25 protein-coding genes are annotated in these 23,962 nt (G+C 68.0%); 10 read left to right on the forward strand and 15 right to left on the reverse strand.

Translation table 11 applies throughout. The features are described 5' to 3' along the window. The first annotated feature begins 14 nt into the window (after positions 1 to 14). Positions 15 to 917, forward strand: coding sequence for an SDR family oxidoreductase (locus ABNQ40_RS04575; protein ID WP_109051012.1), 903 nt, complete (start codon positions 15 to 17; stop codon positions 915 to 917). An 89-nt stretch (positions 918 to 1,006) separates the two neighbouring features. Here ABNQ40_RS04575 and ABNQ40_RS04580 read toward each other — a convergent pair whose 3' ends face one another. From ABNQ40_RS04580 to ABNQ40_RS04590, 3 genes are all read right to left on the reverse strand, one after another. Continuing rightward, complete coding sequence (locus ABNQ40_RS04580) at positions 1,007 to 2,728, reverse strand: ATP-binding protein (RefSeq protein ID WP_109051011.1); 1,722 nt, start codon at positions 2,726 to 2,728, stop codon at positions 1,007 to 1,009. A 151-nt stretch (positions 2,729 to 2,879) separates the two neighbouring features. Next, the gene (locus ABNQ40_RS04585) at positions 2,880 to 3,032 is read right to left on the reverse strand and encodes a hypothetical protein (protein ID WP_158285609.1); all 153 of its coding nucleotides are present in this window, start codon (positions 3,030 to 3,032) and stop codon (positions 2,880 to 2,882) included. 172 nt (positions 3,033 to 3,204) lie between these two features. Then, complete coding sequence (locus tag ABNQ40_RS04590; RefSeq protein ID WP_199235376.1) at positions 3,205 to 3,345, reverse strand: hypothetical protein; 141 nt, start codon at positions 3,343 to 3,345, stop codon at positions 3,205 to 3,207. A 569-nt stretch (positions 3,346 to 3,914) separates the two neighbouring features. Here ABNQ40_RS04590 and ABNQ40_RS04595 point away from each other — a divergent pair. From ABNQ40_RS04595 to ABNQ40_RS04605, 3 genes are read left to right on the forward strand one after another with little or no spacing between them, the layout of a single operon-like run. Continuing rightward, positions 3,915 to 4,634: an SCP2 domain-containing protein gene (locus tag ABNQ40_RS04595; protein WP_391345631.1), complete on the forward strand. Its 720-nt coding sequence runs from the start codon at positions 3,915 to 3,917 to the stop codon at positions 4,632 to 4,634. A 6-nt stretch (positions 4,635 to 4,640) separates the two neighbouring features. After that, on the forward strand, positions 4,641 to 5,627 hold the full coding sequence (locus ABNQ40_RS04600; protein WP_109051009.1) for a peptidase U32 family protein: 987 nt from the start codon (positions 4,641 to 4,643) through the stop codon (positions 5,625 to 5,627). 28 nt (positions 5,628 to 5,655) lie between these two features. Next, the gene (locus ABNQ40_RS04605) at positions 5,656 to 6,567 is read left to right on the forward strand and encodes a U32 family peptidase (RefSeq protein WP_109051008.1); all 912 of its coding nucleotides are present in this window, start codon (positions 5,656 to 5,658) and stop codon (positions 6,565 to 6,567) included. 129 nt (positions 6,568 to 6,696) lie between these two features. Here ABNQ40_RS04605 and ABNQ40_RS04610 read toward each other — a convergent pair whose 3' ends face one another. The 8 genes from ABNQ40_RS04610 to ABNQ40_RS04645 all read right to left on the reverse strand — a co-directional run bounded on the left by ABNQ40_RS04610 (position 6,697) and on the right by ABNQ40_RS04645 (position 16,064). Beyond that, positions 6,697 to 6,891, reverse strand: coding sequence for a twin-arginine translocase TatA/TatE family subunit (locus tag ABNQ40_RS04610; RefSeq protein ID WP_109048940.1), 195 nt, complete (start codon positions 6,889 to 6,891; stop codon positions 6,697 to 6,699). A 17-nt stretch (positions 6,892 to 6,908) separates the two neighbouring features. Continuing rightward, entirely contained in the window at positions 6,909 to 7,934 is a 1,026-nt protein-coding gene (locus tag ABNQ40_RS04615) for an FAD:protein FMN transferase (RefSeq protein WP_109048941.1), read from the reverse strand. Continuing rightward, positions 7,934 to 8,476: a nitrous oxide reductase accessory protein NosL gene (locus tag ABNQ40_RS04620; protein WP_109048942.1), complete on the reverse strand. Its 543-nt coding sequence runs from the start codon at positions 8,474 to 8,476 to the stop codon at positions 7,934 to 7,936. The genes ABNQ40_RS04615 and ABNQ40_RS04620 overlap by 1 nt, the downstream gene beginning before the upstream one ends. Next, on the reverse strand, positions 8,476 to 9,300 hold the full coding sequence (locus ABNQ40_RS04625; RefSeq protein ID WP_109048943.1) for an ABC transporter permease: 825 nt from the start codon (positions 9,298 to 9,300) through the stop codon (positions 8,476 to 8,478). The genes ABNQ40_RS04620 and ABNQ40_RS04625 overlap by 1 nt, the downstream gene beginning before the upstream one ends. Then, positions 9,297 to 10,235, reverse strand: a complete 939-nt coding sequence (locus ABNQ40_RS04630; RefSeq protein ID WP_109048944.1) for an ABC transporter ATP-binding protein — start codon at positions 10,233 to 10,235, stop codon at positions 9,297 to 9,299. The genes ABNQ40_RS04625 and ABNQ40_RS04630 overlap by 4 nt, the downstream gene beginning before the upstream one ends. Beyond that, complete coding sequence (locus ABNQ40_RS04635) at positions 10,232 to 11,623, reverse strand: nitrous oxide reductase family maturation protein NosD (RefSeq protein WP_109048945.1); 1,392 nt, start codon at positions 11,621 to 11,623, stop codon at positions 10,232 to 10,234. The genes ABNQ40_RS04630 and ABNQ40_RS04635 overlap by 4 nt, the downstream gene beginning before the upstream one ends. A 92-nt stretch (positions 11,624 to 11,715) precedes the next feature. Beyond that, a complete protein-coding gene (gene nosZ / locus ABNQ40_RS04640) occupies positions 11,716 to 13,665 on the reverse strand; it encodes a TAT-dependent nitrous-oxide reductase (protein WP_109048946.1) in 1,950 nt (649 codons plus the stop codon). 86 nt (positions 13,666 to 13,751) lie between these two features. Further along, complete coding sequence (locus ABNQ40_RS04645; protein ID WP_109048947.1) at positions 13,752 to 16,064, reverse strand: NosR/NirI family protein; 2,313 nt, start codon at positions 16,062 to 16,064, stop codon at positions 13,752 to 13,754. A 347-nt stretch (positions 16,065 to 16,411) separates the two neighbouring features. Here ABNQ40_RS04645 and napE point away from each other — a divergent pair, with 347 nt between their 5' ends. The 6 genes from napE to ABNQ40_RS04675 are packed head-to-tail and all read left to right on the forward strand — an operon-like array spanning position 16,412 to position 21,132. Then, on the forward strand, positions 16,412 to 16,567 hold the full coding sequence (napE, locus tag ABNQ40_RS04650) for a periplasmic nitrate reductase, NapE protein (protein WP_109048948.1): 156 nt from the start codon (positions 16,412 to 16,414) through the stop codon (positions 16,565 to 16,567). 13 nt (positions 16,568 to 16,580) lie between these two features. Further along, positions 16,581 to 17,141, forward strand: coding sequence for a ferredoxin-type protein NapF (gene napF / locus ABNQ40_RS04655; RefSeq protein ID WP_109048949.1), 561 nt, complete (start codon positions 16,581 to 16,583; stop codon positions 17,139 to 17,141). Further along, complete coding sequence (locus ABNQ40_RS04660; RefSeq protein WP_109048950.1) at positions 17,128 to 17,415, forward strand: chaperone NapD; 288 nt, start codon at positions 17,128 to 17,130, stop codon at positions 17,413 to 17,415. Before napF ends, ABNQ40_RS04660 begins: the two co-directional genes overlap by 14 nt. 55 nt (positions 17,416 to 17,470) lie before the next feature. After that, entirely contained in the window at positions 17,471 to 19,963 is a 2,493-nt protein-coding gene (gene napA, locus ABNQ40_RS04665) for a periplasmic nitrate reductase subunit alpha (RefSeq protein ID WP_391345636.1), read from the forward strand. Positions 19,964 to 19,978: 15 nt separating this feature from the next. Then, on the forward strand, positions 19,979 to 20,464 hold the full coding sequence (locus ABNQ40_RS04670) for a nitrate reductase cytochrome c-type subunit (protein WP_109050421.1): 486 nt from the start codon (positions 19,979 to 19,981) through the stop codon (positions 20,462 to 20,464). Continuing rightward, on the forward strand, positions 20,461 to 21,132 hold the full coding sequence (locus ABNQ40_RS04675) for a cytochrome c3 family protein (protein WP_391345638.1): 672 nt from the start codon (positions 20,461 to 20,463) through the stop codon (positions 21,130 to 21,132). The genes ABNQ40_RS04670 and ABNQ40_RS04675 overlap by 4 nt, the downstream gene beginning before the upstream one ends. A 100-nt stretch (positions 21,133 to 21,232) precedes the next feature. Here ABNQ40_RS04675 and ABNQ40_RS04680 read toward each other — a convergent pair whose 3' ends face one another. The 4 genes from ABNQ40_RS04680 to ABNQ40_RS04695 are packed head-to-tail and all read right to left on the reverse strand — an operon-like array spanning position 21,233 to position 23,763. Then, on the reverse strand, positions 21,233 to 22,120 hold the full coding sequence (locus ABNQ40_RS04680) for a ParB/RepB/Spo0J family partition protein (RefSeq protein ID WP_247879821.1): 888 nt from the start codon (positions 22,118 to 22,120) through the stop codon (positions 21,233 to 21,235). Beyond that, positions 22,110 to 23,123 (reverse strand): AAA family ATPase, encoded by a 1,014-nt coding sequence (locus ABNQ40_RS04685; protein ID WP_109050156.1) that lies wholly within the window; start codon positions 23,121 to 23,123, stop codon positions 22,110 to 22,112. The genes ABNQ40_RS04680 and ABNQ40_RS04685 overlap by 11 nt, the downstream gene beginning before the upstream one ends. Further along, positions 23,120 to 23,629: a transposase gene (locus ABNQ40_RS04690; RefSeq protein WP_199235337.1), complete on the reverse strand. Its 510-nt coding sequence runs from the start codon at positions 23,627 to 23,629 to the stop codon at positions 23,120 to 23,122. Before ABNQ40_RS04690 ends, ABNQ40_RS04685 begins: the two co-directional genes overlap by 4 nt. Beyond that, positions 23,626 to 23,763: a hypothetical protein gene (locus ABNQ40_RS04695; protein WP_158285590.1), complete on the reverse strand. Its 138-nt coding sequence runs from the start codon at positions 23,761 to 23,763 to the stop codon at positions 23,626 to 23,628. Before ABNQ40_RS04695 ends, ABNQ40_RS04690 begins: the two co-directional genes overlap by 4 nt. Between the last annotated feature and the right edge of the window lie 199 nt (positions 23,764 to 23,962).

The following is a 23,962-nucleotide window of genomic DNA, read 5'->3' on the forward strand; positions in this document are numbered from 1 at the left end:
ATCAGGAGACAGGCATGGACCGCAAGGACGACACCGTCACGCCGCAGGACCCGCGCACGAAGTATCCGCGCCCGCCCTTCAACGGCCAGTCGCAGCCCTGGCCGGGGCTGGCCCGCGACATGGATCCGCCGCCCGACCATGGCGAGACCAGCTACAAGGGCTCCGGCCGGCTGGCCGGGCGCAGGGCGCTGATCACCGGCGGCGATTCCGGCATGGGCCGGGCCGCCGCCATCGCCTATGCCCGCGAGGGCGCCGACGTCGCCATCAATTATTTCCCGACCGAGGAGCCGGACGCCCAGGACGTCGTCGCCCTGATCGAGGAGGCCGGCCGCAAGGCGGTGGCGATCCCCGGCGACCTGCGCGACGAGGAGTTCTGCAAAAAGCTGGTGGCCGATGCCGTCGCCGGGCTGGGCGGGCTCGACATCGTCGTCTGCAACGCGGCGCGCCAGCAGGCCTTCCCGTCGATCCTCGATGTGAGCAGCGAGGAATTCGACGCGACGATGAAGACCAACATCTACGCCCCCTTCTGGATCATCAAGGCCGCCCTGCCCCACCTGGAGCCGGGATCGGTCATCATCGGCACCACGTCGGAACAGGCCTACGACCCGACGCCGGACCTCTACGCCTATGCCCAGACCAAGGCGGCGACGATGAACTATGTCAAGTCGCTGGCCAAGCAGCTGGCGGACAAGGGCATCCGCGTCAACGGCGTGGCCCCCGGCCCGATCTGGACCCCGCTTCAGGTGAGCGGCGGCGCCAGCCAGGAGAAGCTGAAGCAGTTCGGCAGCCAGACCCCGTTCGGCCGCCCCGGCCAGCCGGCCGAGCTTGCCAGCATCTATGTCCAGCTCGCGGCGGAGGATGCCAGCTTCACCACCGGCCATGTCTACGGTGCGGCGGGCGGCAGCGGGCAACCGTAAGGAAGGCTCCTTCGGGGAGGATGGAACGGCGTGGAACAGCGGGCCGGGTGATGTTCCATCCCGCCCGCCTCCTTTTCCTCACCCTGATGTCAGGCCTTCAACGGCATCGTGAAGGTGAAGCATGTCTCGTCGGCGTCGGAACGCACGTCGATCCTGCCATCATGGGCCTGGGCGATCTGGGATGCGATGTAGAGTCCCAGCCCCAGGCCCTTGCTTTCGGTCCTCCCCTCCCCCCGCCTGAAGGGCAGGAAGAGCGTATCGACCTGTTCCGGCGGGATGGGCCGTCCCGCGTTGGTCACGCAAACGGTCAGTTCGCCCGCGACGACGGTGGCGCTGATCCGGACCGGCATCGTGCCGGAGCCATGGGTGACGGCGTTCGACAGCAGGTTGGACGCCATCTGGGCGAGGCGGGGATGGTCGGCGGCGACGGTCGCGGGCAGGGCGAACAGTGCGGATATCTCACGGCCGGGATGGGCGATCCGCATTTCGTCGACGACGTGCTGGAGAGTCGCTGCGAGATCGCCCTCCGCCACCGCAAGGGCGATTCCCCCGCCCATCCGTGCCCTCGCCAAGTCCATGACGTTCTCGACGAGGCCGGACATCCGCGAGAGGCTCGCCTTCATCAGCCTGAGCACCAGCGGGCTCTGGTGGGTCCAGCCGCTATTCAGGAGAAGGGTCGTCCCGGCGTCCAGTGCCGCGATGGGGTTGCGCAGGTCGTGTCCCACCGCCGCGACGAACTGTTCACGGAGGTCCGCCAGTTCACGCTCCCGGTCGAGCGACGCGGTCGTCGATCTGAGATGGGCCTCCGTGTCGAGATGATGGGCGATGAGTTCGGCGAAAAGCCGGAAGGCGCCCAGCACCTGCGGGTTGTCGACCTTGGCCGGGTTCGGGTCGATGGCGCACAGCGTGCCCCAGAACTCGCCGTCCGCCAGGACGATAGGTTCGGAGATATAGCTCCTCAGCCCATAGACCCGGGGGGTGTGGTGGTCGCAATACCGTGGATCCGCGGTGGCGTCGTCGAAGGCGATGGTCCGGCGATGGCCCCGGATCTCGTTGCAGAGCGTGCTCTCGACCGGCAGTTCGTCGCAGGGTTTCAGACCGAAGCCCACCGGGTCGAGCACCTGGCAGGCGACCCAGCGTGTCTCCGTCACTCGGGCGACGGCGGCGAAACCCATGCCCGTCATGCGCAGCACGACGTCGAGGATGGTCGGTACGGCGGCGATACCGGCGACCCTGCCGACGGTCCCGGCGATGTCCTCGGCGGCGGTGTCATGCCCCAATATGCGGGGATGCGCCTGCTGTCCGGCCTTCAGCGCCGCAATGACCTCGGCGGTCTCCAGGGCGGTCGCGGCGGCGTCCGCCAGCGCTTCGAGCGTTTCGACTTCCCAGCCATCCGGGTCATAGGTCTGCGCCCAGTAGGCCCCGATTGCCGCGACGGGGTTATCGGCACGCACCGGAACCATCGCGACCGCGCGCACGAAGGTTTCGCGGTAGAGCTCATAGGGAATCCGGTCGTCAAGCGAGATGTCGGGAATGACGGCGGTTTTCCGGTTGATCATCGACCATCCGCTGATGCAGGCGGAGGCGGGAAACTTCTGCCCCTTCCACAGCGGACCGATCGCGTCCTCCTCCACATAATGGCAGAGGTCGCCCTCCTTCAGGACGATGGCGATCCCCTGGCAGCCGATCAGGGACCTCGCGCTGGCCCGGATGGTCGCGACGACGTCGTCCGTGCTTTTGGCCCGCGAGATTTGCGCGAGCGCTTTGGTGAGCATGGCGAGTGGCGTGGATGGTCTGGAACGCTGATCCATCGGGGTACGGTCCTCTCCGGCGAAGGCCGTTTCAGCAAGCCGGCACTTTCGCATGAATCCCGTCCGAAGGGTATGACATCGATGAAGACCCGATCGCGGTCGGGGTCATGGTGCGGCCGAGCCGTTGCCGGGACCGGGGATCGGCCAGGTTTCAGCCCATCATGTCCTCGCCGGACCGCCGGCGGGCGGATGCAGCGGCCCTTGCCCCGGCGGTTTTCGGCGGCGGAGCGATGCAGAGGTCGAACCCGGCCAGCAGGCCCAGGCTCAGGATCGACGTGGCGGCGCTGATGCAGAGGATGGTCATGGGATCGCTCCGTCCGAAAGGGCTGATTCTCGGTGCCGTTCAATCGACCGGGGATGGTCGGCGGCGATGGGGCGATCCTGGACGCATCCGGCCTCCGGTGCTGTGAGGGGGGCCACAGCCCGGCTCATTCCGAAGCGCGGACAGAGCGGCGCCCGGCAGCTTCGGCGGGTGCTTACCGCCTGTTGGCTTCGTTGTCCTTCTTTGCCTGCTCCTCCTTCGCCCGATCATGATGCCACTTGATGGCGAAGAACATCCCCGTACCCAACACGATGATCTTGAACGGGAAGAAGACCAAAGGGAACCAGTCGTACATTTTGAACGTCTCCAGGATACGACGCCGTTTTCCGTCAGGGGAAACCGACGGCAGTCAGATCGGGCGCGGGTCCTTGTCTGCGGGCGGAAGACAGACGGTTGGGTTGGCGTGGCTGTACCGGAGAGGCGGCCACTCCTGTTCGGATGACATCGCGTGGTTCCCCAGGAGGAAATCCAAGCAATTCATGCATACAATGCGCGACTGTATGCTCCGTTGAGGCCTACAATGTCAACAGATATGCATGCAATGCACCGTTGAGATTCATACAGCCATGGAAGACACAGGCGGATGCCTCGGCCGGAAAATCGGCCGCTTGGCGCGATCCCTGGGCGTGATCCCCCAGCGCAATCCCTTGGCAGGCCCCGGCGGTCTTTCGGGGCGCTGCGCTGAAACACCGCATCGGCCGGGAGGATCGCCGGCTGTACGACCTTGAGCGGCCGCTCCTGAGCCGGCGAGCGCGGCCTGACGCCAAGGGCTTTTTCAAGCGTGAACTTGACCGAGGTCAATGACGTCAGGCGGTTACCGGCTTTCATGGGCGGCGGAATGACCGATGAGGAGGGAAGCCGCCCATGCGCGATCCCGATGTCGCACAGACTGTTTCCGTTTCCAATTCCCCCGCCGGCGAGCGGGCCCGCCGGTTCGAGACCGGATTGAGCCGGGCCGGGCTGGGGCTGGTGCCCAGGCTGGGGCGGCGGGCCAGCGATGCGCTGCTCGCCCGGCTGCTGCGGCTGCTGGCCGACCGTCATCCGCGCGCCTTCGAGGCCCTGCGCGAGATGCCGGACGCCCGCGTGCTGATCGAGCCGGTGGACGCGCCAGTGGCGCTGCTGATGCGCGTCGGGCCCGAGTTGTCGCTGCATGCCCTGCCGCGCGGCACCGACGGTGTGGGCGAGGCGGGGGCCGATGCGGTGGTGCGCGGGCCTTACGACAAGCTGCTCGACCTGCTGGAGGGGCGGATCGACGGCGATGCGCTGTTCTTCCGGCGCGAGCTGAGCATTTCCGGCGACACCGCGCTGATCCTTGCGCTGCGCAACACGCTGGACGGCGAGGACGAGATGGATCTGGTGGCCGATGCCGCCTCCATCGCCGGACCGCTGGCCCGCGCCCTGCCGGTGCTGCGGCGCAATGCCGGGCCGGTGCTGGACCGGATCGACGCGGCGCGCCGGCTGCTGCCGCCGCCGCTGCGCCGCGGGATCGAGCGGCTGGAGGCACGGCTCGCCGGGACGGCGGGGACGCTGCCCGGCACTCCGCCCGGCACTCCGCCCAGGACCTTGCCGGGAACGGGGGCGTAGGGGATCATGGACAATTTCGAGCTGATCTGCCCGGCGGGGACGCCGGCCGCCTTGCGTGCCGCCGTCGATGCCGGGGCCGATGCCGTCTATCTCGGCTTCCGCGACGAGACCAACGCCCGTAATTTTCCGGGCCTGAACTTCACCCGGCAGGATGTGGCCGACGCGGTGGATTACGCCCATGCGCGCCGGGTCGAGGTCTATGTCGCCATCAACACCTATCCGCAGGCGGGCAATCTCGGCCCCTGGCGGAAGGCGGTGGACGATGCGGAACGGCTGAAGGTGGATGCCGTCATCATGGCCGATCCGGGGCTGCTGGCCTATGCCGCGAAGCGCCATCCCGACCTGCGCCTGCATCTGTCGGTCCAGGCGTCGGCCGCCAATGTCGAGGCGATCCGGCTGTACCGCGAGGCCTTCGGCGTGCGCCGGGTCGTGCTGCCGCGCGTGCTGACGGTGCCGGAAATCGCCAAGCTGAATGCCGAGATCGACATCGAGACCGAGGTGTTCGTCTTCGGCGGCCTCTGCCCGATGGCGGAGGGGCGCTGTTCGCTGTCCTCCTACGCCACCGGCCTGTCGCCCAACAAGCAGGGCGTCTGTTCGCCGGCCAACCATGTCCGTTACGAGCAGCGGGGCGGGTCGCTGGCCTCGACGCTGGGCGGCTTCACCATCAATGTGTTCGGCGAGGGTGAGCAGGCCGGCTATCCGACGCTGTGCAAGGGCCGCTTTGTCGCTGGGGACGGGCCGGCCTACCTGTTCGAGGAGCCGACCAGCCTCAACGCCATGGATTTGCTGCCGGAGCTGAAGGCGGCCGGCGTGCGGGCGCTGAAGATCGAAGGGCGGCAGCGCGGCAAGGCCTATATCGCCGCGGTGGTCCGCGCCTATCGCGAGGCGCTGGAAACATTCGCCGCCGGCCGGCCGGTGCCGCACATCGATCTGCAGGCGATGGTCGAGGGCGGGACCCAGACCACCGGAGCCTATACGCGCGCGTGGCGGTAAGCCCGGGTGCGCTGAGGAGTTTTACGGAATGACTGCGTCACTCACTTTGGGGCCGGTGCTGTTCAACTGGCCGGTCGACCGCTGGCGCGACTTCTACGCCCGCATCGCCGACGAGGCGCCGGTGGACACCGTGGTCGTCGGCGAGATCGTCTGCTTCAAGCGGGCGCCCTTCTTCGCCGAGGCGATGGGCGAGGTGATCGAACGGCTGAGCGCCGCCGGCAAGACGGTGTGGCTCGCCAGCCCGATCCTGGTCGGCAGCGAGCGCGAGCGTTCGGCGATGCGCGATCTGGTGGGATCGGATGCCGGGCTGCCGGAGGGCGGCTTGGTCGAGGCGAACGACATGGGGGCGCTGGCCCTGCTGGCCGGGCGGCCCCATGCGGTCGGGCCGACGATCAACGTCTACAACGAGGCGACGCTGGGCTGGATGGCCGGGCGCGGGGCGGTGGCGGTGTCGCTGCCGGCGGAACTGCCGGCGGCCACCGTCGCCGTGCTGGCGAAGGCCGGGCGGGAGCTGGGGATCGAGACCGAGGTGCAGGTCTGGGGGCGGGCGCCGCTCGCCATCTCGGCACGCTGCTATCACGCGCGCGCCCATGGGCTGCACAAGGACGGCTGCCAGTTCGTCTGCGGCAACGACCCGGACGGCATGCCGGTGACGACGATGGACGGCCAGCCCTTCCTGACCGTCAACGGCACCCAGACGATGTCGCACGGCTGCCTGTGCCTGGCGGCGGAGATGCCGGCGCTGGTGGCGATGGGGGTGGACCGCTTCCGCCTGTCGCCGCAGGCGATGGACATGGTGCGGGTCGCCGAGGCCTTCCGGGCGATGCTGGACGGGCGGCGCGACGGGGCGGAGGTCGCCGCCGAACTGGGCGGGCTGATCGACGCGCCGCTGGTCAACGGCTTCTACCACGACACCGCGGGGGCTCTGCGGGTGGCGTGAGGGGTTTCTCCCCCTCCCCAGCCGGGGTAAGGGGGATGCGTGGTGGGACCTTTGTGGAAATCCTGCGACGCTCCCCCCTCACCCTAACCCTCTCCCCGCTTTCGGCGGACCAATGGTCCGCCTGTCGCGTCAGCGCAAACGAAGTTTGCGCGTGAGCGGGGGAGAGGGGATTGTCACGGCCTCGTCCCCGTCCTTCAGGCCGGCCTTGAAGCTCTTGATGCCCTTGGCGAAGTCGCCCATGACGGACGGCAGCTTGCCGGCGCCGAACAGCAGCAGGACGACCAGCAGGACGATGGCCCAGTGGAACAGGCTGAAGCTTCCCATGACGATGATCCGATCCTTCAGGCGGGCAGCCGCAGGATGCGGCCGTCGGGGTGGGTGAAGCGGGCGGTGACGCCGGGATATGCGGCCAGGATGGCCGGAGCCCGCTCCGCCGGCACCACCGACAGGGCGGTCGACAGGGCGTCGGCCGTCGTCGCGTCGGCGGCCTGGACCGTCACCGCCAGCCATTGGGCGGCGCAGGCCCCGCTCGCCGGGTCGAACAGGTGGGTGAAGCGGCCGGCGGCGTCGAACTGCGTGCCGTAGCCGCCCGAGGTCGCCATCGCGCCGTCGGTGAGTTCCACGGTGGTCGTCGTTTGGTCCGGGTTGGCCAAATCAAAGTTTGCCGGATCGGCGAGGCCGACCGTCCAGGGGCGGCCCGAGGGGTGATGGCCCAGCGCCCGCAACTCGCCCATGTCGACCAGCACGTTGCCGATGCCTTCGGCCTTCAGGCGCTCGGTCACGCGGTCGGTGACGTAGCCCTGGGCGATGCCGTTCAGCGTCACCGCCATGCCCCCGGCGGCGAAGGCGATGCGGTCGGGCTCCACCCGCAGGGCGCGGACATCGACCAGCGCGCGGGCGGCGCGGATTGCGCTCTCCGGCGGGCCGGCGGGGTCGGCGTTCGCGCGTTCGAAATGGCCGGCATAGAGCTGCCACAAAGGCTGCACCGTGGGATCGAAGGCGCCGCCGGTGGCCCGGCCGAAGGCGGCGGCCTCCGACAGCAGGCGGACGAGGTCGGCGGGCGGGGAGTCCAGCCGGCCGTCGCGGTTCAGGCGGCGCAGCGCGGAATCGGCGCGGTAGAGGCTGAAGACGCGCTCAAGCCTTTCGACCTCTTCCAGGCTGAGCGCGATCAGGCGGTCCGCTTCCGCGGGATCGGGATGGGCGATGGTCAGGCTGGCGTCGGCGCCGAGTGCCACGCCGCGCCAGACCCGGACGGGAACCCCTTCCGCCCGCAGCAGGCGGTGCGGCAGAAGCGACAGGCCGGCCGCGACGGCGCCGATGGCGAGGAAGCGGCGTCTGGCCAGGGGGCGGGTGAGAGCGGTTTCCATCAGTGCTCTCCCTCGGCCATGGTGGCAGCGGGCGGGGTGAGGATCTGGTCCTCGTGCACGTCGGCGAAGCGCAGGACCGTGCCGCCGTTGGCGGCGGCGAAGCGTTCGGCGGCGGCCTTGTCGGAGAAGGGATAGGGTTCCGCCTCGCCCATGCCGCCGCGGAGCTTGCTGCCCAGCACATACCAGGCCTTGCGCGCCTCCACCCAGGCCGTCATGTCGGGGGCGGCGGGGTCCTTGGCCTTGGCAACGTCGGTGACGTAGATGGCGCCGATCTCCTTCGGCTCCTCCGGCAGCATGGTGAAGGCGAAGGTGTCGCGGACGGAGGACAGCCAGATCGGCCGCTCCTGCCCTTTCACCAGGATCTGGCCCTTGGGGCCGGCATGGTCGGCGAGGTTCATGCCGCAATAATGGCCGACGGCGTCGGCGGTCAGGATGGCGGGCGGCGGCGGGGCGACCTCCGCCTTTTCCTGCTTGCAGGCCGCGAGCGGCAGCAGCAGGGCGGTGGCGAGAAGTGCGGTTCGCAGGATGGGAAGGGTGCGCATCAGATCTGCTTCCTCGAAAAGAGGGCGGCGGCCAGCGCCAGCGGGGCGGCGATCCAGCCGGCCATCACCGCCAGCAGCAGCGGGACCGAAAGCTGGACATGGGCGGCGAGGCCGGCGGTGCCGGCGAAGGCGCTGACGCCCTTGAAGCCGGTCAGGTTGAACAGGCGGTAGGCGTCGGCCGGGTTGGCGAGCAGCAGCCAGTTCAGCGTCTCCACCCCCAGGCCGCTGCCGCTGGCGAGGATGCCGAGCAGGGCCATGTCGTAGAGCAGGACGAAGCAGAGCCACACCGCCACCGCGATGCCGGCCGCCGTGCCGCGGTCGCGGACGATGGTGGAGGCGAGATAGCCGAGCGCGGTGAAGGCGGCGCCCAGCATCACGCTGGACCCGATCATCGCGGCGAAGGCGCGCCAGCTCTCAGGCCCGATGGCGGTGCCGCCCATCGCCAGCGCCACCCCGGCGGCGCCGTAGCCGACCACCGTCGCCAGCGCGATCACCGCGGCATGGCCGAGGAACTTGCCGAGCAGAAGCTGCCAGCGCGCCACCGGGTAGGACAGCAGCAGCGTCATGGTGCCGCGGTCGATCTCCCCCACCACGGCGTCGAAGGACAGCAGCAAGGCGATCAGGGGAAGGAGGAAGATGGTCAGGCTCGACAGGCTGACGATGGTGACCTCCACCGGGCCGACGCCGACCGTGCCGGTGGGGACGGAGCCGAGGAAGCTGAGCGTCAGGGCCAGCGCCGCCATCAGCAGGGTGGTGGCGACGACCCAGCGGTTGCGCGTCGCCTCGCGCAGTTCCTTGCCGGCGATGATCAGGAGCGTGTTCATTCGGCGGCCTCCCGGCGCAGGAAATGGGCGTACATCTCGTCCAGGCTGGGCTGGAGGATCTCGATGTCATCGACAGCGATGGGAGCGGTGGGGCCGTTGCAGGTGATGCGGCGGACCAGGGCGACCTTGTCGTCGTTGGCGCAGGCCAGTTCGACCACGCCGCCGGCCAGCCGGGTCAGGGCGGCGCCCTCCCCCACTCTGGTTGCCAGTGCGTCGATCTCGCCGGTCGGCAGGGTCAGGCGGATGCGGACCGGAAGCTGGGCGAGGCTGCGCAGGGTGGCGAGCGAGCCGTCGGCGACCTTGCGGCCCCGGTTCATCACCACGACGCGGTCGGCCTGCCCTTCCAGCTCGGTCAGGGCGTGGCTGCACAGCAGGATGGTGGTGCCGCGGTCGCGCAGTTCGGCGACGATGGCGTAGAAGCTCTGGCGCAGGGCCGGGTCGAGGCCGGTGGTCGGCTCGTCGAGGAACAGCAGCTTCGGGCCGCCGAGCAGGGCCTGGGCCAGGGCCAGGCGCTGGCGCATGCCTTTGGAATATGTGGAGACGCGGCGCCTGATGGCGGCGGGCTCCAGCCCGACCTTCTCGAACAGGGCGTCGTTGTCACGGCAGGGCGCGCCCTTCAGCCGGGCGTAGAAGTCCAGCGTCTCCCGCCCGGTCATGCTGGGGTGGAAGGCGACATTCTCCGGCAGGAAGCCGATCCGGCGGCGGATGGGGGAGCAGGCGGCGCTGGCCGGGTCGCCGCCCAGCACGCGGATGCGGCCTTCCGTCGGGGTGGTCAGGCCGAGCATCAGCTTGATCAGCGAGCTTTTGCCGGCGCCGTTGTGGCCGACCATCGCCACGCATTCGCCGGGCGCCAGCGTCAGGTCCACGCCGCGCACCGCCTCGGTCTCGCCGTAGCGCTTGGTGACGCCCTGCACCTCCGCGGTGAAGTCGGTCATGGCTGTTTCCTTTCGGCATTCAGGCTTTGGAGGGCCAGGCTTTGGCCGGATTGGACGGATGCGGACATGGGGGGCGGCGTCATCAGGGGCGCGCTGTCGATCACGCCGCCGGGGTGCAGGGCCGGGAACTGCTTCTGCGCCCAGCGGATCACCTGGACGCCGGGGCTGTTCATCAGCAGCTTGGCCGCCGGGTACTCCCACATCACCCGGTCGACCACGTCGTTGGGGCGATAGGGCTCGTCGGAGATGCCGTCGCCGTTCAGGTCGAAGGCGGCATTGTCCGACCAGTAGTTGCCGCGCCCATTCTCCGACCAGTCGAGATAGCGGGTGCCGACATACTTCACCTGGGTGCGGTTGCCGATGAAGGCGTTGCCGGTCAGGCTGTTGCGCTCCGACCCGGCGGTGAAGTGGACGCCGATCTCGCAGCCGTCGAAGCGGTTGCCGGTGAAGCGGTTCTTGTTGGCGTTGTAGATGAAGACGCATTTCCAGGTGCCGCTGCGCAGCCGGTCGCTCATCGCCTCGCTGTCGCGCGGGATGTCGCTGTCGGGCAGCGCCTCGCCGGCGTCGGACAGCGCACCGGCGAAGCGGCCTTCGATCACGTTGCCTTCGATGCGCGAGCTGTTGGCGTTGTTCAGCATCAGCCCGTGTTCGCGGTCCGCCCTGGAGCGGTTGTTGCGGATCAGCAGGTTGTTGGAGAACATCACCGCATAGCCGACATTGTTGGCGACGGAGACGTTGTCGGTCAGCTCGGAATCGTTGGTGTACATGTAGTGGACGGCGAACCGGACATGCTCGAACCGGTTGCCGGAGAAGACGTTCTTGCGGGACGAGGTGGTGAACAGCCCGTCGCGCCCCTCGCGCACGCTGTTGTCGAGCACGCGGGTGCCCGGTGCGTTCCACAGCTGGATGCCGTTGCCGCGTTCCGACACGCGCAGGTCGGTGCGGCCGACGATGTCGTTGCGGCGGACCAGGCTGTCGGCGGCGCCCCAGATATAGACGCCGATCAGGTTGTCGCGCAGGCGGTTGTCCTCGACCACCGCGCCGCGGGCCTCCTTGCCGAGGAAGATTCCGGCATTCTGGTCGATCAGGCTGAGGCCGGAATTGCGGATTTCCAGATGCCGCAGGGTGACGTTGGGGGCGAGGATGGTGAGCGTGCTGCCGTTGCCCTGCCCGTCGATGATTGCCCCCGGCTTTCCGGTCAGGGTGACCGGGGTGCGGACGGTCAGCGGGCCGGGATGGACGCCGGCAGCCAGCACCAGCGTGTCTCCGGGCGCCGCGGACGCCAGCGCCGCCTCCAGCCCGCCGGGGGCGACCGTCGCCGTGGCGGCGAGCGCCGGGGCCGGCAGGGCCAGGGCGGCGGCGAGGAGTGTCGCGGTGCGGAGGAACATGGCGGGACCTTTGGGAAATTCACGCTTTGCATCCCCCTCACCCCGACCCTCTCCCCGGGGGGAGAGGGGGATTTGGGAGAGCTTTCAGGCGATCAGGTCGAGGACGGCTCGACGATCATGCGGCCGGCCATCTCCATGTGCAGGGCGTGGCAGAACCACTGGCAGTAGTACCAGTAGACACCCGCACGGTCGGCGGTGAAGGTGACCGAAGCGGTCGCCTGCGGGCCGACTTCCATGCAGACGCCGTAGTTGGTGATGCTGAAGCCGTGGGTCAGGTCGTCGATGTCGTCCATGTTGGTGACATAGACGGTGACCTCGTCGCCTTGGCGGACCGTGAAGTCCTCCAGCCCGAAGGCCGGGGCGCGCTGCCACATGTAGACGCGGACCTTCTTGCCGTCGCGGATGACCTTGGCGTCATCCTCCAGCACCACGCCGTCCTTCTTGGCCTGCTGGCGCGCCTCTTCCCACAGCGGGTCGTTGCGGTCGTAGACCGAGCGCGGGTTCACCTTGGAGCGGTGGACGATCAGCGTGTCGTGCGGCTCGGCGAAGGTGGGGCCGTCATGCACCAGCTTCATCTCGTCGCCGGAGATGTCGATCAACTGGTCGTTCTCCGGCTTCAGCGGGCCGACATTGAGGAAACGGTCCTTGGAGAACTTGTTCAGCGACACCAGCCACTTGCCGTCGGCCTCCTTGGTCTCGCCCATCGAGCTGTGGTTGTGGCCGGGCTGGTACTGGACATCCAGCTTCTGGACGATCGGATCGACCTTCTCGCCCTTGAAGGCGCGCCGCGCCTTGTCGATGTTCCACTTCACCAGCTGGCTGTCGAGGAACAGGGTGGTGTAGGCGTTGCCGCGGCCGTCATAGGCGGTGTGAAGAGGCCCGAGGCCAAGCTGCGGCTCGGCGACCACCACGTCGCGCGGCTTGATCTTGTCGTCGAACAGGTCGTCGAGCAGGCGAACGTCGAAGACGGTGACGGTCGGCGACAGCTTGCCGTTGACGGTGACGTGGATGCCGTCGGGAGCGGCGTTGATGCCGTGCGGGTTGGCCGGCACCGGGATGTAGCGGGTGTAGGGGCTGCCGTGGCGGCCGTCGACCACCGGCACGCCGTTCACCGCCTGGATCTTGCCGGCCTTCACCGCCTCGTCGATGCGCTTCAGGTTGAAGACGACGACCCAGTCCTGCTCGCCGCTGGTCATCTCCGCCGCGGTGACGCCCTCTTCGGAATCGTAGCAGGTGGAGAAGGCGTATTTGCCCTGATAGTCGGCGTCGGTGTTGTCGAGGTTGCCGTCGACCCAGACCTGCCACGCGATCTTCATCGTGTCGCCGTCGATGGCGGTGAAGTGCGACTTGTAGGCCTTGGTGGCGGTCAGGTCGCGGCCGTCGTTCGGGGTCGGCACGCGCTGTTCGCCGTTGGCGAAGACGTAGCCGGTGCGAGGGTAGCGCTGCGGACGCAGACCGTGGATGGCGGCGGCGTTGGGGATCTCGATGATGGTGTCGGTCTTCATGATGTCGCAGCGGATGCGCGCGACACGGGTGTTGGCCTTGTCGTTGATGAAGATGTAACGGCCGTCGTAGGTGCCGTCGGTGAAGGACATGTGCGGGTGGTGGGCGTCGCCGTTCAGATAGATGCCGCCGCGCGTCTCCAGAAACTTCTTGGTTTCCGGCAGCATATGCTCGGTCAGGATCTTCCGGCTCTCGTTGGTCATGCCCCAGCCGGTGGCGGAGCAGCGGTTGAAGACCGGAATCCGCATCAGCTCGCGCATCGACGGCAGGCCGAGGATGCGGACTTCGCCGGAATGCCCGCCGGAATGGAAGGCGTAATATTCGTCGAGGTCGCCCGGCTTCACTTCGGCGTTGAGGTGGCCGGCCTGGGCATTGGCGGCCATCGCTTCGGTGGCGCCGAACAGGGCGCTGCCCGCGATGCCGCCGGCGGTCGCTCCGCCCACGGCACCGCCGAGGCCGGCAAGGGCCGCCGCCTTCGCCGTTCCGCCCAGTAGCGCGCGGCGGTTGACGCCTGCGCTGTTGTTGGTCTCGCTCGACATGGTCTGCTCCTTCGCTGCCCCCGTCTGGGGGGTGTCATGGGGCCCGTTGCGACCGGGTCCCGTTATCGGGGTTGTGGGGATGGCGGTCAGGTTCCGTGCGGCCGGATCGTCAGCCGGCCGGTGGCCGGGTCGGCGGTCGCCGCCGTGCTGCGGGCCGGAGCGCTGCGGGCGGCGGCCTCTTTTTCGGCGGCCAGCTTCGCCTCGGCGGCCTGCCACTTCTCGCGCTTCTGCCGCTTCTGGATCATGACCGGGCATTTGTGGTCGTGGTGGTAGAGCATCTGGCAGTGCAGGCACTGGATGCATTCGTTGGGGTTGATCGAGCCGTCGGGGTGGATGGCCTGCACCGGGCATTCGTTGCCGCAGCGCTGGCACGGGCTGCCGCATTCCTTGTAGCGGCGCAGCCAGTCGAACATCCGCAGCCGGCCGGGGATCGCCAGCGCCGCGCCCAGCGGGCAGAGATAGCGGCAGAAGAAGCGTTCGATCACCAGGCCTGCCGCCAGCAGCGCCACGGCGAAGGCGACGAACCACCAGTCGCGGATGAAATGCAGGATGATGGCGGTCTTGAACGGCTCGATCTCCGCCGCCTTCTCCGCCGTGCCCAGCGATTGCAGCGACACGCCGAACAGCAGCAGGAAGACGATGTACTTGATCGGCCACAGGCGCTGGTGCAGGGCGAAGGGGACGGCGATCTGGCGGATGCCGATCTTCTTCGCCGCCTTCGACGCCAGTTCCTGGAGCGCGCCGAACGGGCAGAGCCAGCCGCAGAAGGCGCCGCGTCCCCAGAACAGCAGCGACGCCGCCACCGAGAACCACAGGATGAACACCAGCGGGTCCATCATGAAATAGTCCCAGCGGAAGTCGGTGCGCAGCGCGTTGGCGAAGGTCAGGACATTGACCACCGACAGCTGGGCCGTGGCGTACCAGCCGAGCCAGACCAGGGTGAAGACCAGATAGGTGGTGCGCACGCGCTCGTACAGCTTCGGGCGTTTGGTCAGCTGGTCCTGGAAGAAGAAGATGCCGGTCAGCAGCAGGATGGCGGAGGTCAGCACGGCGACGTCGAGCTGCCGGTTCTGCCAGATGCGCTGCCACAGCGGGACTTCGGCGGCCTCCTCCGCGGCCTCGGCACCGGCGGCCTGGATGGCCGGGCTGTGGCTGGCGGACGGGTCGGGGGACTGGGCGACTGTGGGAGCCGGCTGTTCGGTCTTCAGGAATTTGTCGGGCGGCTGGTAGCCGAGGTCGAAGGTGACGAACACCTTGTCCAGCGCGGCGATGGCACGCTGGACCAGAAGCTGGAGGCGCCAGGTCTCGGCCGGGTTGAACTCGGTGCCCTCCGGCAGGACGAACAGGCCGATTTCCGGGAAATCGGGGGCACCGGCGGCGGCGACGCCGCCCAGGCGCTTGTGCATCTTGTCGCGGAAGCGGATCGAGCCCTCATGCTGGATCATCTCGACCCGGTCGAAGATGCCGCCGCGGACATAGCCCGAGCCCTTGAAGGAATAGCGCCCCTGCCCCGCCACCCACACCGCCTGCTGGCCGGGCTTCAGCCGCCTGGTCAGCGTCTCGTACTCGGCATCGCCCAGCAGCGAGCGGCCGATGGACGGGATCGACACCAAGGCGGCGTAAAGGTCGATGAAGGTCTCGTCGGGGCTGCCGGCCTCGGCGCGGGCGATGGCCTCGCTCCTGCCGGTCTTCTCGAAGGCGGCGTTCACCTCCCCCACCGTCAGGGTCAGGCGGCGGACCGAACCGTCGCCGATCAGGGTCGCCCAGTCCTCCACCGCCGTCTTCGACAGGTCGACGGACTTGACGATGGTCGGCGCGCTGTCCGGCCCGGCCTTCCCAAGGCTTTGCATCACCTTCTTGCCGGAGCGGATGATGGAATCGCCGATCACCATCACCGTCACCGTCGCCCCCGACACGATGTCGACCGGCGGGCTGGCGGCGCTCTGGGTGGCGAGCGTCAGCACGTTCTTGCCGACATAGCCGTTGATGAAGCCGGCGATGCGGGCCGGCGGGATGCCGATCAGCACGATGGGCTCGTGATGGTCCATCAGCCGGGCGCCGGTCACCGTGCCATCCGCCGTCAGCCCGACGACCACGTCGATGGGGCGGCCGGAATAGCCGGTGGTGTTGACGAAGTCGGAGGTCAGATAGGCATGGCCCACCACCGCCTCGCCCTTGTAGACGGGGACGGTTGGGGAATTGGGAGTGGGCGTGCCGAAACGGTCGGCGCCGGGAACGAGGTCGGAGGGTTGCAGCTTCGCCAGATAGGGCAGCAGCCGGCCGCTGTCGGCGGCTTCCGCCGTGGCGATGTCTGGGGCGATCCCGGTCAGCAGCAGCAGGAGGGCGACGAGCGCCGATCCCACCCAACGTTGTACGCGCCTGAACCTCACGACGGCCATCCTCCGGCTTTCGCCACCTTGCGGCGGTGTCTGCATTGGTGTCTCGGAGGGCATGAAAGCGCTTGGCGGCAGGGGAGTTCTTGACCGCGGTCAAGTGCGCCGGGGGGGCTTTGTGCGAATTGCGCCAGATCAACAACTATTGGGGGAAGGGAGGCGGTGGCACCGCGCTATTCCTCCGATGGCATAACCCCTAGGGGGCGGGTGTTTCTGCGAAACAATCCCGGCAATTCGTGGTTGGAACTGTCAGCCTGAGATCAAGCAGAAGGCCGCATCCCATGAGCGCAGCCCGACAATCCGGCGCAGTCAGCAGTTTCGATGCCTCCAGCCCCGCCGGCCCGCGCCCGCCAATGGATCGCGGGACCCGCCGGCGCGAACTCGCCATGTTCCTGCTGCTGGCGGTGTTCATCTGGCCGGTTCTGTCGGTCGCGGTGGTCGGCGGCTATGGCTTCGTCGTGTGGATGTCGCAGCTGATCCTGGGCCCGCCCGGTCCGCCGCCGGTCTGACGGGGGCTGCCCGATGGCCGAGGATGGCTTAGACAGGGAGCCGATAGACAGGGGAAGGCGGAGCCTTCTGCGCGGGCGGCCGGCGGCCGGGCCGCCGCCCATCCATCCCCCCTGGTCCCTGCCCGACTATTTCACCGCGCTCTGCACCCGCTGCGGCGCCTGTGCCGAGGCCTGTCCCGAGACGATCCTGCGGGCGGGCGACGGCGGCTATCCCGAGGTCGATTTCGCCCGCGACGAGTGCAGCTTCTGCGGCGCCTGCGCCGAGGCCTGCACCGAACCGATCTTCGACCGGAGGGGGGCGCCCTGGGCCTTGCGCCCCGCCATAGCGCCCTCCTGCCTTGCGGCGCAGCGGGTGGTGTGCCGGAGCTGCCAGGACGTCTGCCCGGAAGGGGCGATCCGCTTCCAGCCGGCGCCGGGCGGGGCCGCCCATGCCCGGATCGACGATGCGGCCTGTACCGGCTGCGGCGCCTGCGTCGCCGCCTGCCCGTCCGGGGCCGTCACCCTCACCCACCAGAGCGCCCCTCAAGAGACTGCCCCTCACAAAACCGGGAGCCCAGCCCATGCCGCGCGATGACATCACCGGAGCGGGGACGGGGGGCGAACGGCATCTCGCCTCGCTGCTGCTGCATGTGCGGCCGGAGCGGCAGGCGGCGGTGCGCGCCGTCATCGCGACCATGCCCGGCACCGAGCTTCACATCGAGCAGCCCGGCAAGATGGTGGTCACCGTCGAAGGGCCGCACGAGGGCTGGATCGCCGACCGGATGACCGCGCTGCATCTGCTGGAGGGCGTGTTCTCCGCCGTCATGGTCTTTCATCACATCGACCGGGCGAGGGCCGTCGAGACCTGACACCGCCCTGCCCTGCCAGCCGGTTCCGGACACCAGAAGAAGAGGGGGCACGCCCATGTTGGACCGTCGCGACTTCATCAAGGCACAGGCGGTGGCCGCCGCCGCCGCGGCCGGGGGCATCGGCCTGCCGGCCGCAGCGCAAAGTTCCCTGGTGGCGGGGGAAGACGCCACGCTGAAATGGTCGAAGGCGCCCTGCCGCTTCTGCGGCACCGGCTGCGGCGTGATGGTCGCGACCAAGGACAACCGCGTCGTCGCCACCCATGGCGACATGCAGGCCGAGGTGAACCGCGGGCTGAACTGCGTGAAGGGCTATTTCCTGTCCAAGATCCTCTATGGGCAGGACCGGCTGACCCAGCCGCTGCTGCGCATGCGCGACGGGCAGTACCACAAGGAGGGCGAGTTCCAGCCGGTGTCCTGGGACCGTGCCTTCGACGAGATGGCGCGCCAGTGGAAGCGGGTCATCAAGGAGAAGGGGCCCGACGCCGTCGGCATGTTCGGCTCCGGCCAATGGACGATCTGGGAAGGCTATGCGGCCTCCAAGCTGATGCGCGGCGGCTTCCGCACCAACAATCTGGACCCCAATGCCCGCCACTGCATGGCGTCGGCCGCCGTCGCCTTCATCCGCACCTTCGGCATGGACGAGCCGATGGGCTGCTACGACGATTTCGAGAATGCCGACGCCTTCGTGCTGTGGGGCTCCAACATGGCGGAGATGCACCCCATCCTGTGGACCCGCATCACCGACCGCCGGCTGGCCCATAACCATGTGAAGGTGGCGGTGCTGTCGACCTTCGAGCATCGCAGCTTCGAGCTGGCCGACATCCCGATGATCTTCACGCCGGGCACCGATCTGGCGATCCTGAACTACATCGCCAACCACATCATCCAGACCAACCGGGTGAACCGGGAGTTCGTCGAAAAGCACTGCAACTTCCGGCTCGGCCAGACGGACATCGGCTATGGGCTGCGGCCGGAAAGCGTGCTGGAGGTGCGGGCGGCCAACGCCAAGGATCCCACCGATTCCAAGCCCATCGACTTCGACGCCTTCGCCAAATTCGTCAGCACCTACACGCTGGACTACACGGCGGAGCTGACCGGCGTGCCGAAGGAGCGGCTGACCGCCCTGGCCGAGCTGTATGCCGACCCGACGGTCAAGGTGATGTCGCTGTGGACCATGGGGTTCAACCAGCATGTCCGCGGCGTCTGGGCCAACCACATGGTCTACAACATCCACCTGCTGACCGGAAAAATCTCCGAGCCGGGGAACGGCCCCTTCTCGCTGACCGGGCAGCCGTCTGCCTGCGGCACGGCGCGCGAGGTCGGCACCTTCGCCCACCGGCTGCCCGCCGACATGCAGGTGACCAACCCGACTCACCGCGCCCACACCGAGGAGGCGTGGAAGCTGCCCAAGGATCTGCTGCCGGCCAAGATCGGCTATCACGCCGTCCAGCAGGACCGCATGCTGAAGGACGGCAAGCTGAACGCCTACTGGATCATGGTGAACAACAATCTCCAGGCGGCGCCCAACAGCGGCAACGAGACCTATCCCGGTTACCGCAACCCCGACAATTTCATCGTGGTGTCGGACGCCTACCCCACCGTCACCGCGTCCGCCGCCGACCTGATCCTGCCGGCGGCGATGTGGGTGGAGAAGGAGGGCGCCTACGGCAATGCCGAACGCCGCACCCATTTCTGGCACCAGCTGGTCACCGCACCGGGGGAGGCGCGGTCGGACCTGTGGCAACTGATGGAGTTCTCCAGGCGCTTCACCACCGACGAGGTGTGGCCGGCGGCGGTGCTGGACGCCAATCCGTCCTACCGCGGCAAGACCCTGTTCGACGTGCTGTTCCGCAACGGGACCGTCGACCGCTTCCCGGTGTCGGAGATCGATCCCGACTATGCCAACGACGAATCCCGCGCTTTCGGCTTCTACGTCCAGAAGGGGCTGTTCGAGGAATATGCCGGTTTCGGACGCGGCCACGGTCACGATCTGGCGCCCTTCGACCGCTATCATCAGGTCCGCGGCCTGCGCTGGCCGGTGGTGGACGGCAAGGAGACGCGCTGGCGCTACCGCGAGGGCCATGACCCCTTCGTGAAGGCGGGCGAGCAGGTGCGCTTCTACGGCAACCCGGACGGCAAGGCGAATGTCTTCGCCTTCCCCTACGAGCCGCCGGCCGAGGTGCCCGACCGGGAGTTCGACCTGTGGCTGGTGACGGGGCGCGTGCTGGAGCATTGGCACAGCGGGTCGATGACCATGCGGGTGCCGGAGCTGTACAAGGCGATGCCGATGGCGCTGGTCTTCATGCACCCCGACGACGCCAAGGCACGGGGCCTGCGCCGCGGATCGGAGGTGAAGGTGGTCTCCCGACGCGGTGAGATGATCACGCGGGTCGAGACGCGCGGGCGCAACAAGCCGCCGCGCGGGGTGGTGTTCGTGCCGTGGTTCGACTCCGCCCGGCTGATCAACAAATGCACGCTGGACGCCACCGACCCGATCAGCAAGCAGACCGACTTCAAGAAATGCGCCGCCAAGATCGTGGCCGTGTGAGGGAGGAGTTGAGCCATGCGTCCCCACCACCTCGCCGCGCTGGCGGCCCTGCCCTTCCTCGTGCCGGCGGTGCTCGCGGCGCAGAATACGGAACCGCGCCGCCTGGACTCGCCCTTCCGCCCGCCGGTGAATTTCGTCGAGCAGAACCCTGCCCCGCCGATCCCGCCGGACGTCACCGATGACCGCCGCGTCGCCCGCAACTATCCCGAACAGCCGCCGGTCATCCCGCACAATGTCCGCGACTATCAGATCACGCTGAACAACAACCAGTGCCTGACCTGCCACAGCCGCCGCTTCACCGAGGCGGTGCAGGCGCCGATGGTCAGCATCACCCATTACGTCGACCGCGAGGGCCAGACGCTGGGTGCGGTGTCGCCGCGGCGGTATTTCTGCATGCAGTGCCATGTGCCGCAGACCACGGCGCAGCTCATCGTCCCCAACACCTTCAAGGATCTGGACACCCTGGTCAGCCGGCCCTCGGACCGGGGGGACCGTCCATGAAGGCGCGCATCCCGGTGTCCCTGAAGACGGCGTGGCAGACCTTCTCGCGGCCCAGCCGAACCTTCAGCCTGGGCTTCCTGACGCTGGGCGGCTTCATCGCCGGCGTGGTGTTCTGGGGAGGCTTCAACACCGCGCTGGAGGCGACCAACCGGGAGGCCTTCTGCATCGGCTGCCACGAGATGCAGGCCAACCCCTATGAGGAGCTGAAGCAGACCATCCATTTCACCAACCGGTCCGGCGTGCGGGCGACCTGTCCCGACTGCCATGTGCCGCACCAGTGGACCGACAAGATCGCCCGCAAGATGCAGGCGTCGAAGGAGGTCTGGGGCAAGATCTTCGGCACCATCGACACCCGCGACAAGTTCGTCGCGAAACGCCGCGAGCTGGCCGAACATGAATGGGCGCGGCTGAAGGCCAACAACTCGCTGGAATGCCGGAACTGCCACAGCGCGGATTCGATGGACATCACCAAGCAGGGGGCGCGGGCGGCGCGCATCCACGAACAGTATCTGTTCACCGGGGAGCGCACCTGCATCGACTGCCACAAGGGCATCGCCCACCGCCTGCCGGACATGCACGGCGTCCCGCCGGGCTGGAGCGAGGTGTCCGACACCCCGCAGAAGCCCATCGGCCATTGGCTGGCGGATGGGAGTGGGGAGGGGCGGTGAGATTCCCTCTCCCGTCCCGGGAGAGGGCAATTTTTGGAGAGTTTACGCTCCCGGTCGGAATCCGACCACTGCAAGACAGGTGGTCGGATTCCGACCGGCCTTACTGTCCGGCCGCGGCCAGGATCGCGTCGATGGCGTTGCGCATGTCCGCCAGCGCCTGCCGGTCGGTGTCGGACAGCGACTGCGGCTTGGCCTGGAGTTCCCGCAGCACGTCGCGGGCCTGGAACACCGGCTTGGCGGTCCGGGCGGGCAGGGCGCTGGAGGCGATGCCGGCGGGGGCGCTGACCGGCTCGCGCCTCAACGGGCCGGTGGCGGGTGCCGCCGGGGAGGAGGGCAGGGGGCCCATCTCGGCGCGCTTCAGCTTTTCCCAGGCGCGGAGCTGCTCGTCCCGGTCGTCGATGGCGGCGAGCGCCTCCAACCTCGCCTTGGTCGGGCGCAGCAGGGGATAGTCCTCGCGGATCGCCGGGGCCAGACGCTGGAAGGACAGCATCATGGTGACATAGGTCTTCTTGCGGCCCAGCGCCTCGGCAAGCTGGCGGTGGGAATAGCCGTGCCGCTCGGCCAGCCGGGCCAGCGCGTCGGATTCCTCCAGCGGGTTCAGGTCGCTGCGCTGGAGGTTCTCGACGATGGCGATCTCCTCGTCGTCGTCGCCGGTGAACAGGATGCCGAAGATGGTCTCCCGCCCCAGCATCCGCATCGCCCGCAGCCGCCGCTCGCCATAGACGAGCTGCCAGTTGTCGTCGGCGGTCTGGCGCACGCCGATGGGCTGTTGCAGGCCGTGACGCTCGATGGAGGAAGCGAGGCCGCGCAATTCCTCCTCGTCGAACTCGCGGCGCGGCTGGTTCGGGTTGGGAGCGATGCGGTCGACCGGCACCTCCACCAGATGCGGCGCATGGCGGCTGAGGCCGAACAGGGCGTCCTTCATCCTGGCGGCTGCGGTGGCGCTCTGCGCCGGCTTGGTTGCCTTGCCGAGAAGACTACGCGACACGGTCGACCTCCTTGATGCGGGCGGTGCGTTCCTCGGCCAGCGCGGTTGCGACATCGCGGTAGACGGCGGCGCCGGCCACGTCCGGCATCGCTTCCACCGCCGCACGGCCGACCGAGGTCGCCTGGGCATAGACCGACGCCTTCGGCACCGGATCGAAAACCCGCAGATGCGGGCCGTATTCCTCGTGGATCTGCTCCAGAACCTCGCGGTCGTTTCGTTCCCGTTGCTTGAAGATGGTCGGCACGATGCCGAGCACCGACAGGCCGGTGTTCATCCGGCGGCGGATCTTGGTGACGTTTTCCAGCAGGAAGGCCATGCCGAGCAGGCTGAACTTCTCGGTCTGGCAGGGGATGACCGCGGTGTGGGCGGCGACCATGGCGTTCTTGGTCAGCTCGCCGATGTTGGGGGGCGTGTCGATGACGATGAAGTCGAAGCTGCGCTTCGCCGCGGCGATCTTCTCCTTCATGATGAAGTCGCCGCCGGCCTCCTTGCCCAGCTCCACCTCGGTCTCGGCGAGGCGGATGGAGGAGGGGGCGACGCGCAGGCCGCTTTCCGGCACGGTGACGAGGATGTCGTCCAGCTCCAGATCGCCATGCATGACGTAGTAGAGGGTCTTGCCCTCAGTCTCCATGGTGTAGGAGTCGATGCCGAGATGCTGGGTGGCATTGGCCTGCGGATCGCAGTCGATCAGCATGGTGGCGTAGCCCTTGATCGCCAGAGCCGAGGCGATGTTCACCGCCGACACCGTTTTGGCGCAGCCGCCCTTCTGGTTCGCCACGACGACGACCAGCGCCGGGCCGCCCAGCCTTTCCGGCTCCGGCCCGTTGATCTCGCGCGTCATCAGTGCATCGACCGCCGCCGGGATACGCTCCGCGTCATTTTCCCAGCGGCTGATCTTCTGCTTGTCGTAGCGGCGTTGCAGCCGTTCGTTCAGCCAGACGGCGAACTCGGACTGCGACAGTCCTTTCGCTTCCCGATGGGTCCGCAACTCGTCGCCCTTCACCGTCCCCTCCCCAGCATGAACCGGGCCGGAGGGTAGGGGTAGACGCTACAATGGTCAAGGAAAGGCATGCCATATGGCCGTGCATCGCCCAGCCCGGTCTGGATGGAACCATAAAACCTTACGGGAACACCCATAAACCGCACTCGCTGGAACCATAAAATGGCTCGCCACAACCGTCGGCTGCGAAGTAGGATCTGCAGTCCGCAGATGTGACGGCGTTGATGGCGTCGCGAATGGCATTCCAGAAATCGGGTAAGGTGCGGGCAGCGACGGCCCTGAGGGGGGGTGATTTTGGAGAAAGCCATCTCGATCGGATTGAAGTCGGGGCTGTAGGGCGGCAGGAGCCTCACTGTCGCCCCGGCTGCTTCGATGGCGTGTCGAACAGCGGGGAGTTTATGGGGTGGCAGGTTGTCCATCACGACGATGTCGCCGGGCGTCAGCGTGGGCACCAGAACGTGCTTGACGTAAGTGAGGGCCGCGCCGTTCATGGCGCCGCCCAGCGTCATCGGTGCGAGTGCGCTCTCGTGCCACCCAGCGGATCGCCGACACCGAAGCGCGCCGCCGCCGCCCGACAGGAAGAACCGGCATGGACGGCATCGACACCGCGCTGACGCAGATCGACGGAAAGCGCCTTAGACATGCGGGCCAGCCTCCTTCACCAGCCCTAATCTTGAATCACATTTCCCATATCATGGGAATCCCCCGATTCAGATGCCGATCAATCCGCTCTAGCTGGCCAGTGGTGCAAACGGCGTTTCCAGAGGACCGATTCGGATATCAAGAACATCACCGAAGTGTGACCATCTGACTGTAAAACGGTATGGAAACGCTTTGGTAAA

Source organism: Azospirillum sp. A23 (assembly GCF_042938965.1).
GTDB classification, from domain to species: Bacteria; Pseudomonadota; Alphaproteobacteria; order Azospirillales; family Azospirillaceae; genus Azospirillum; species Azospirillum melinis.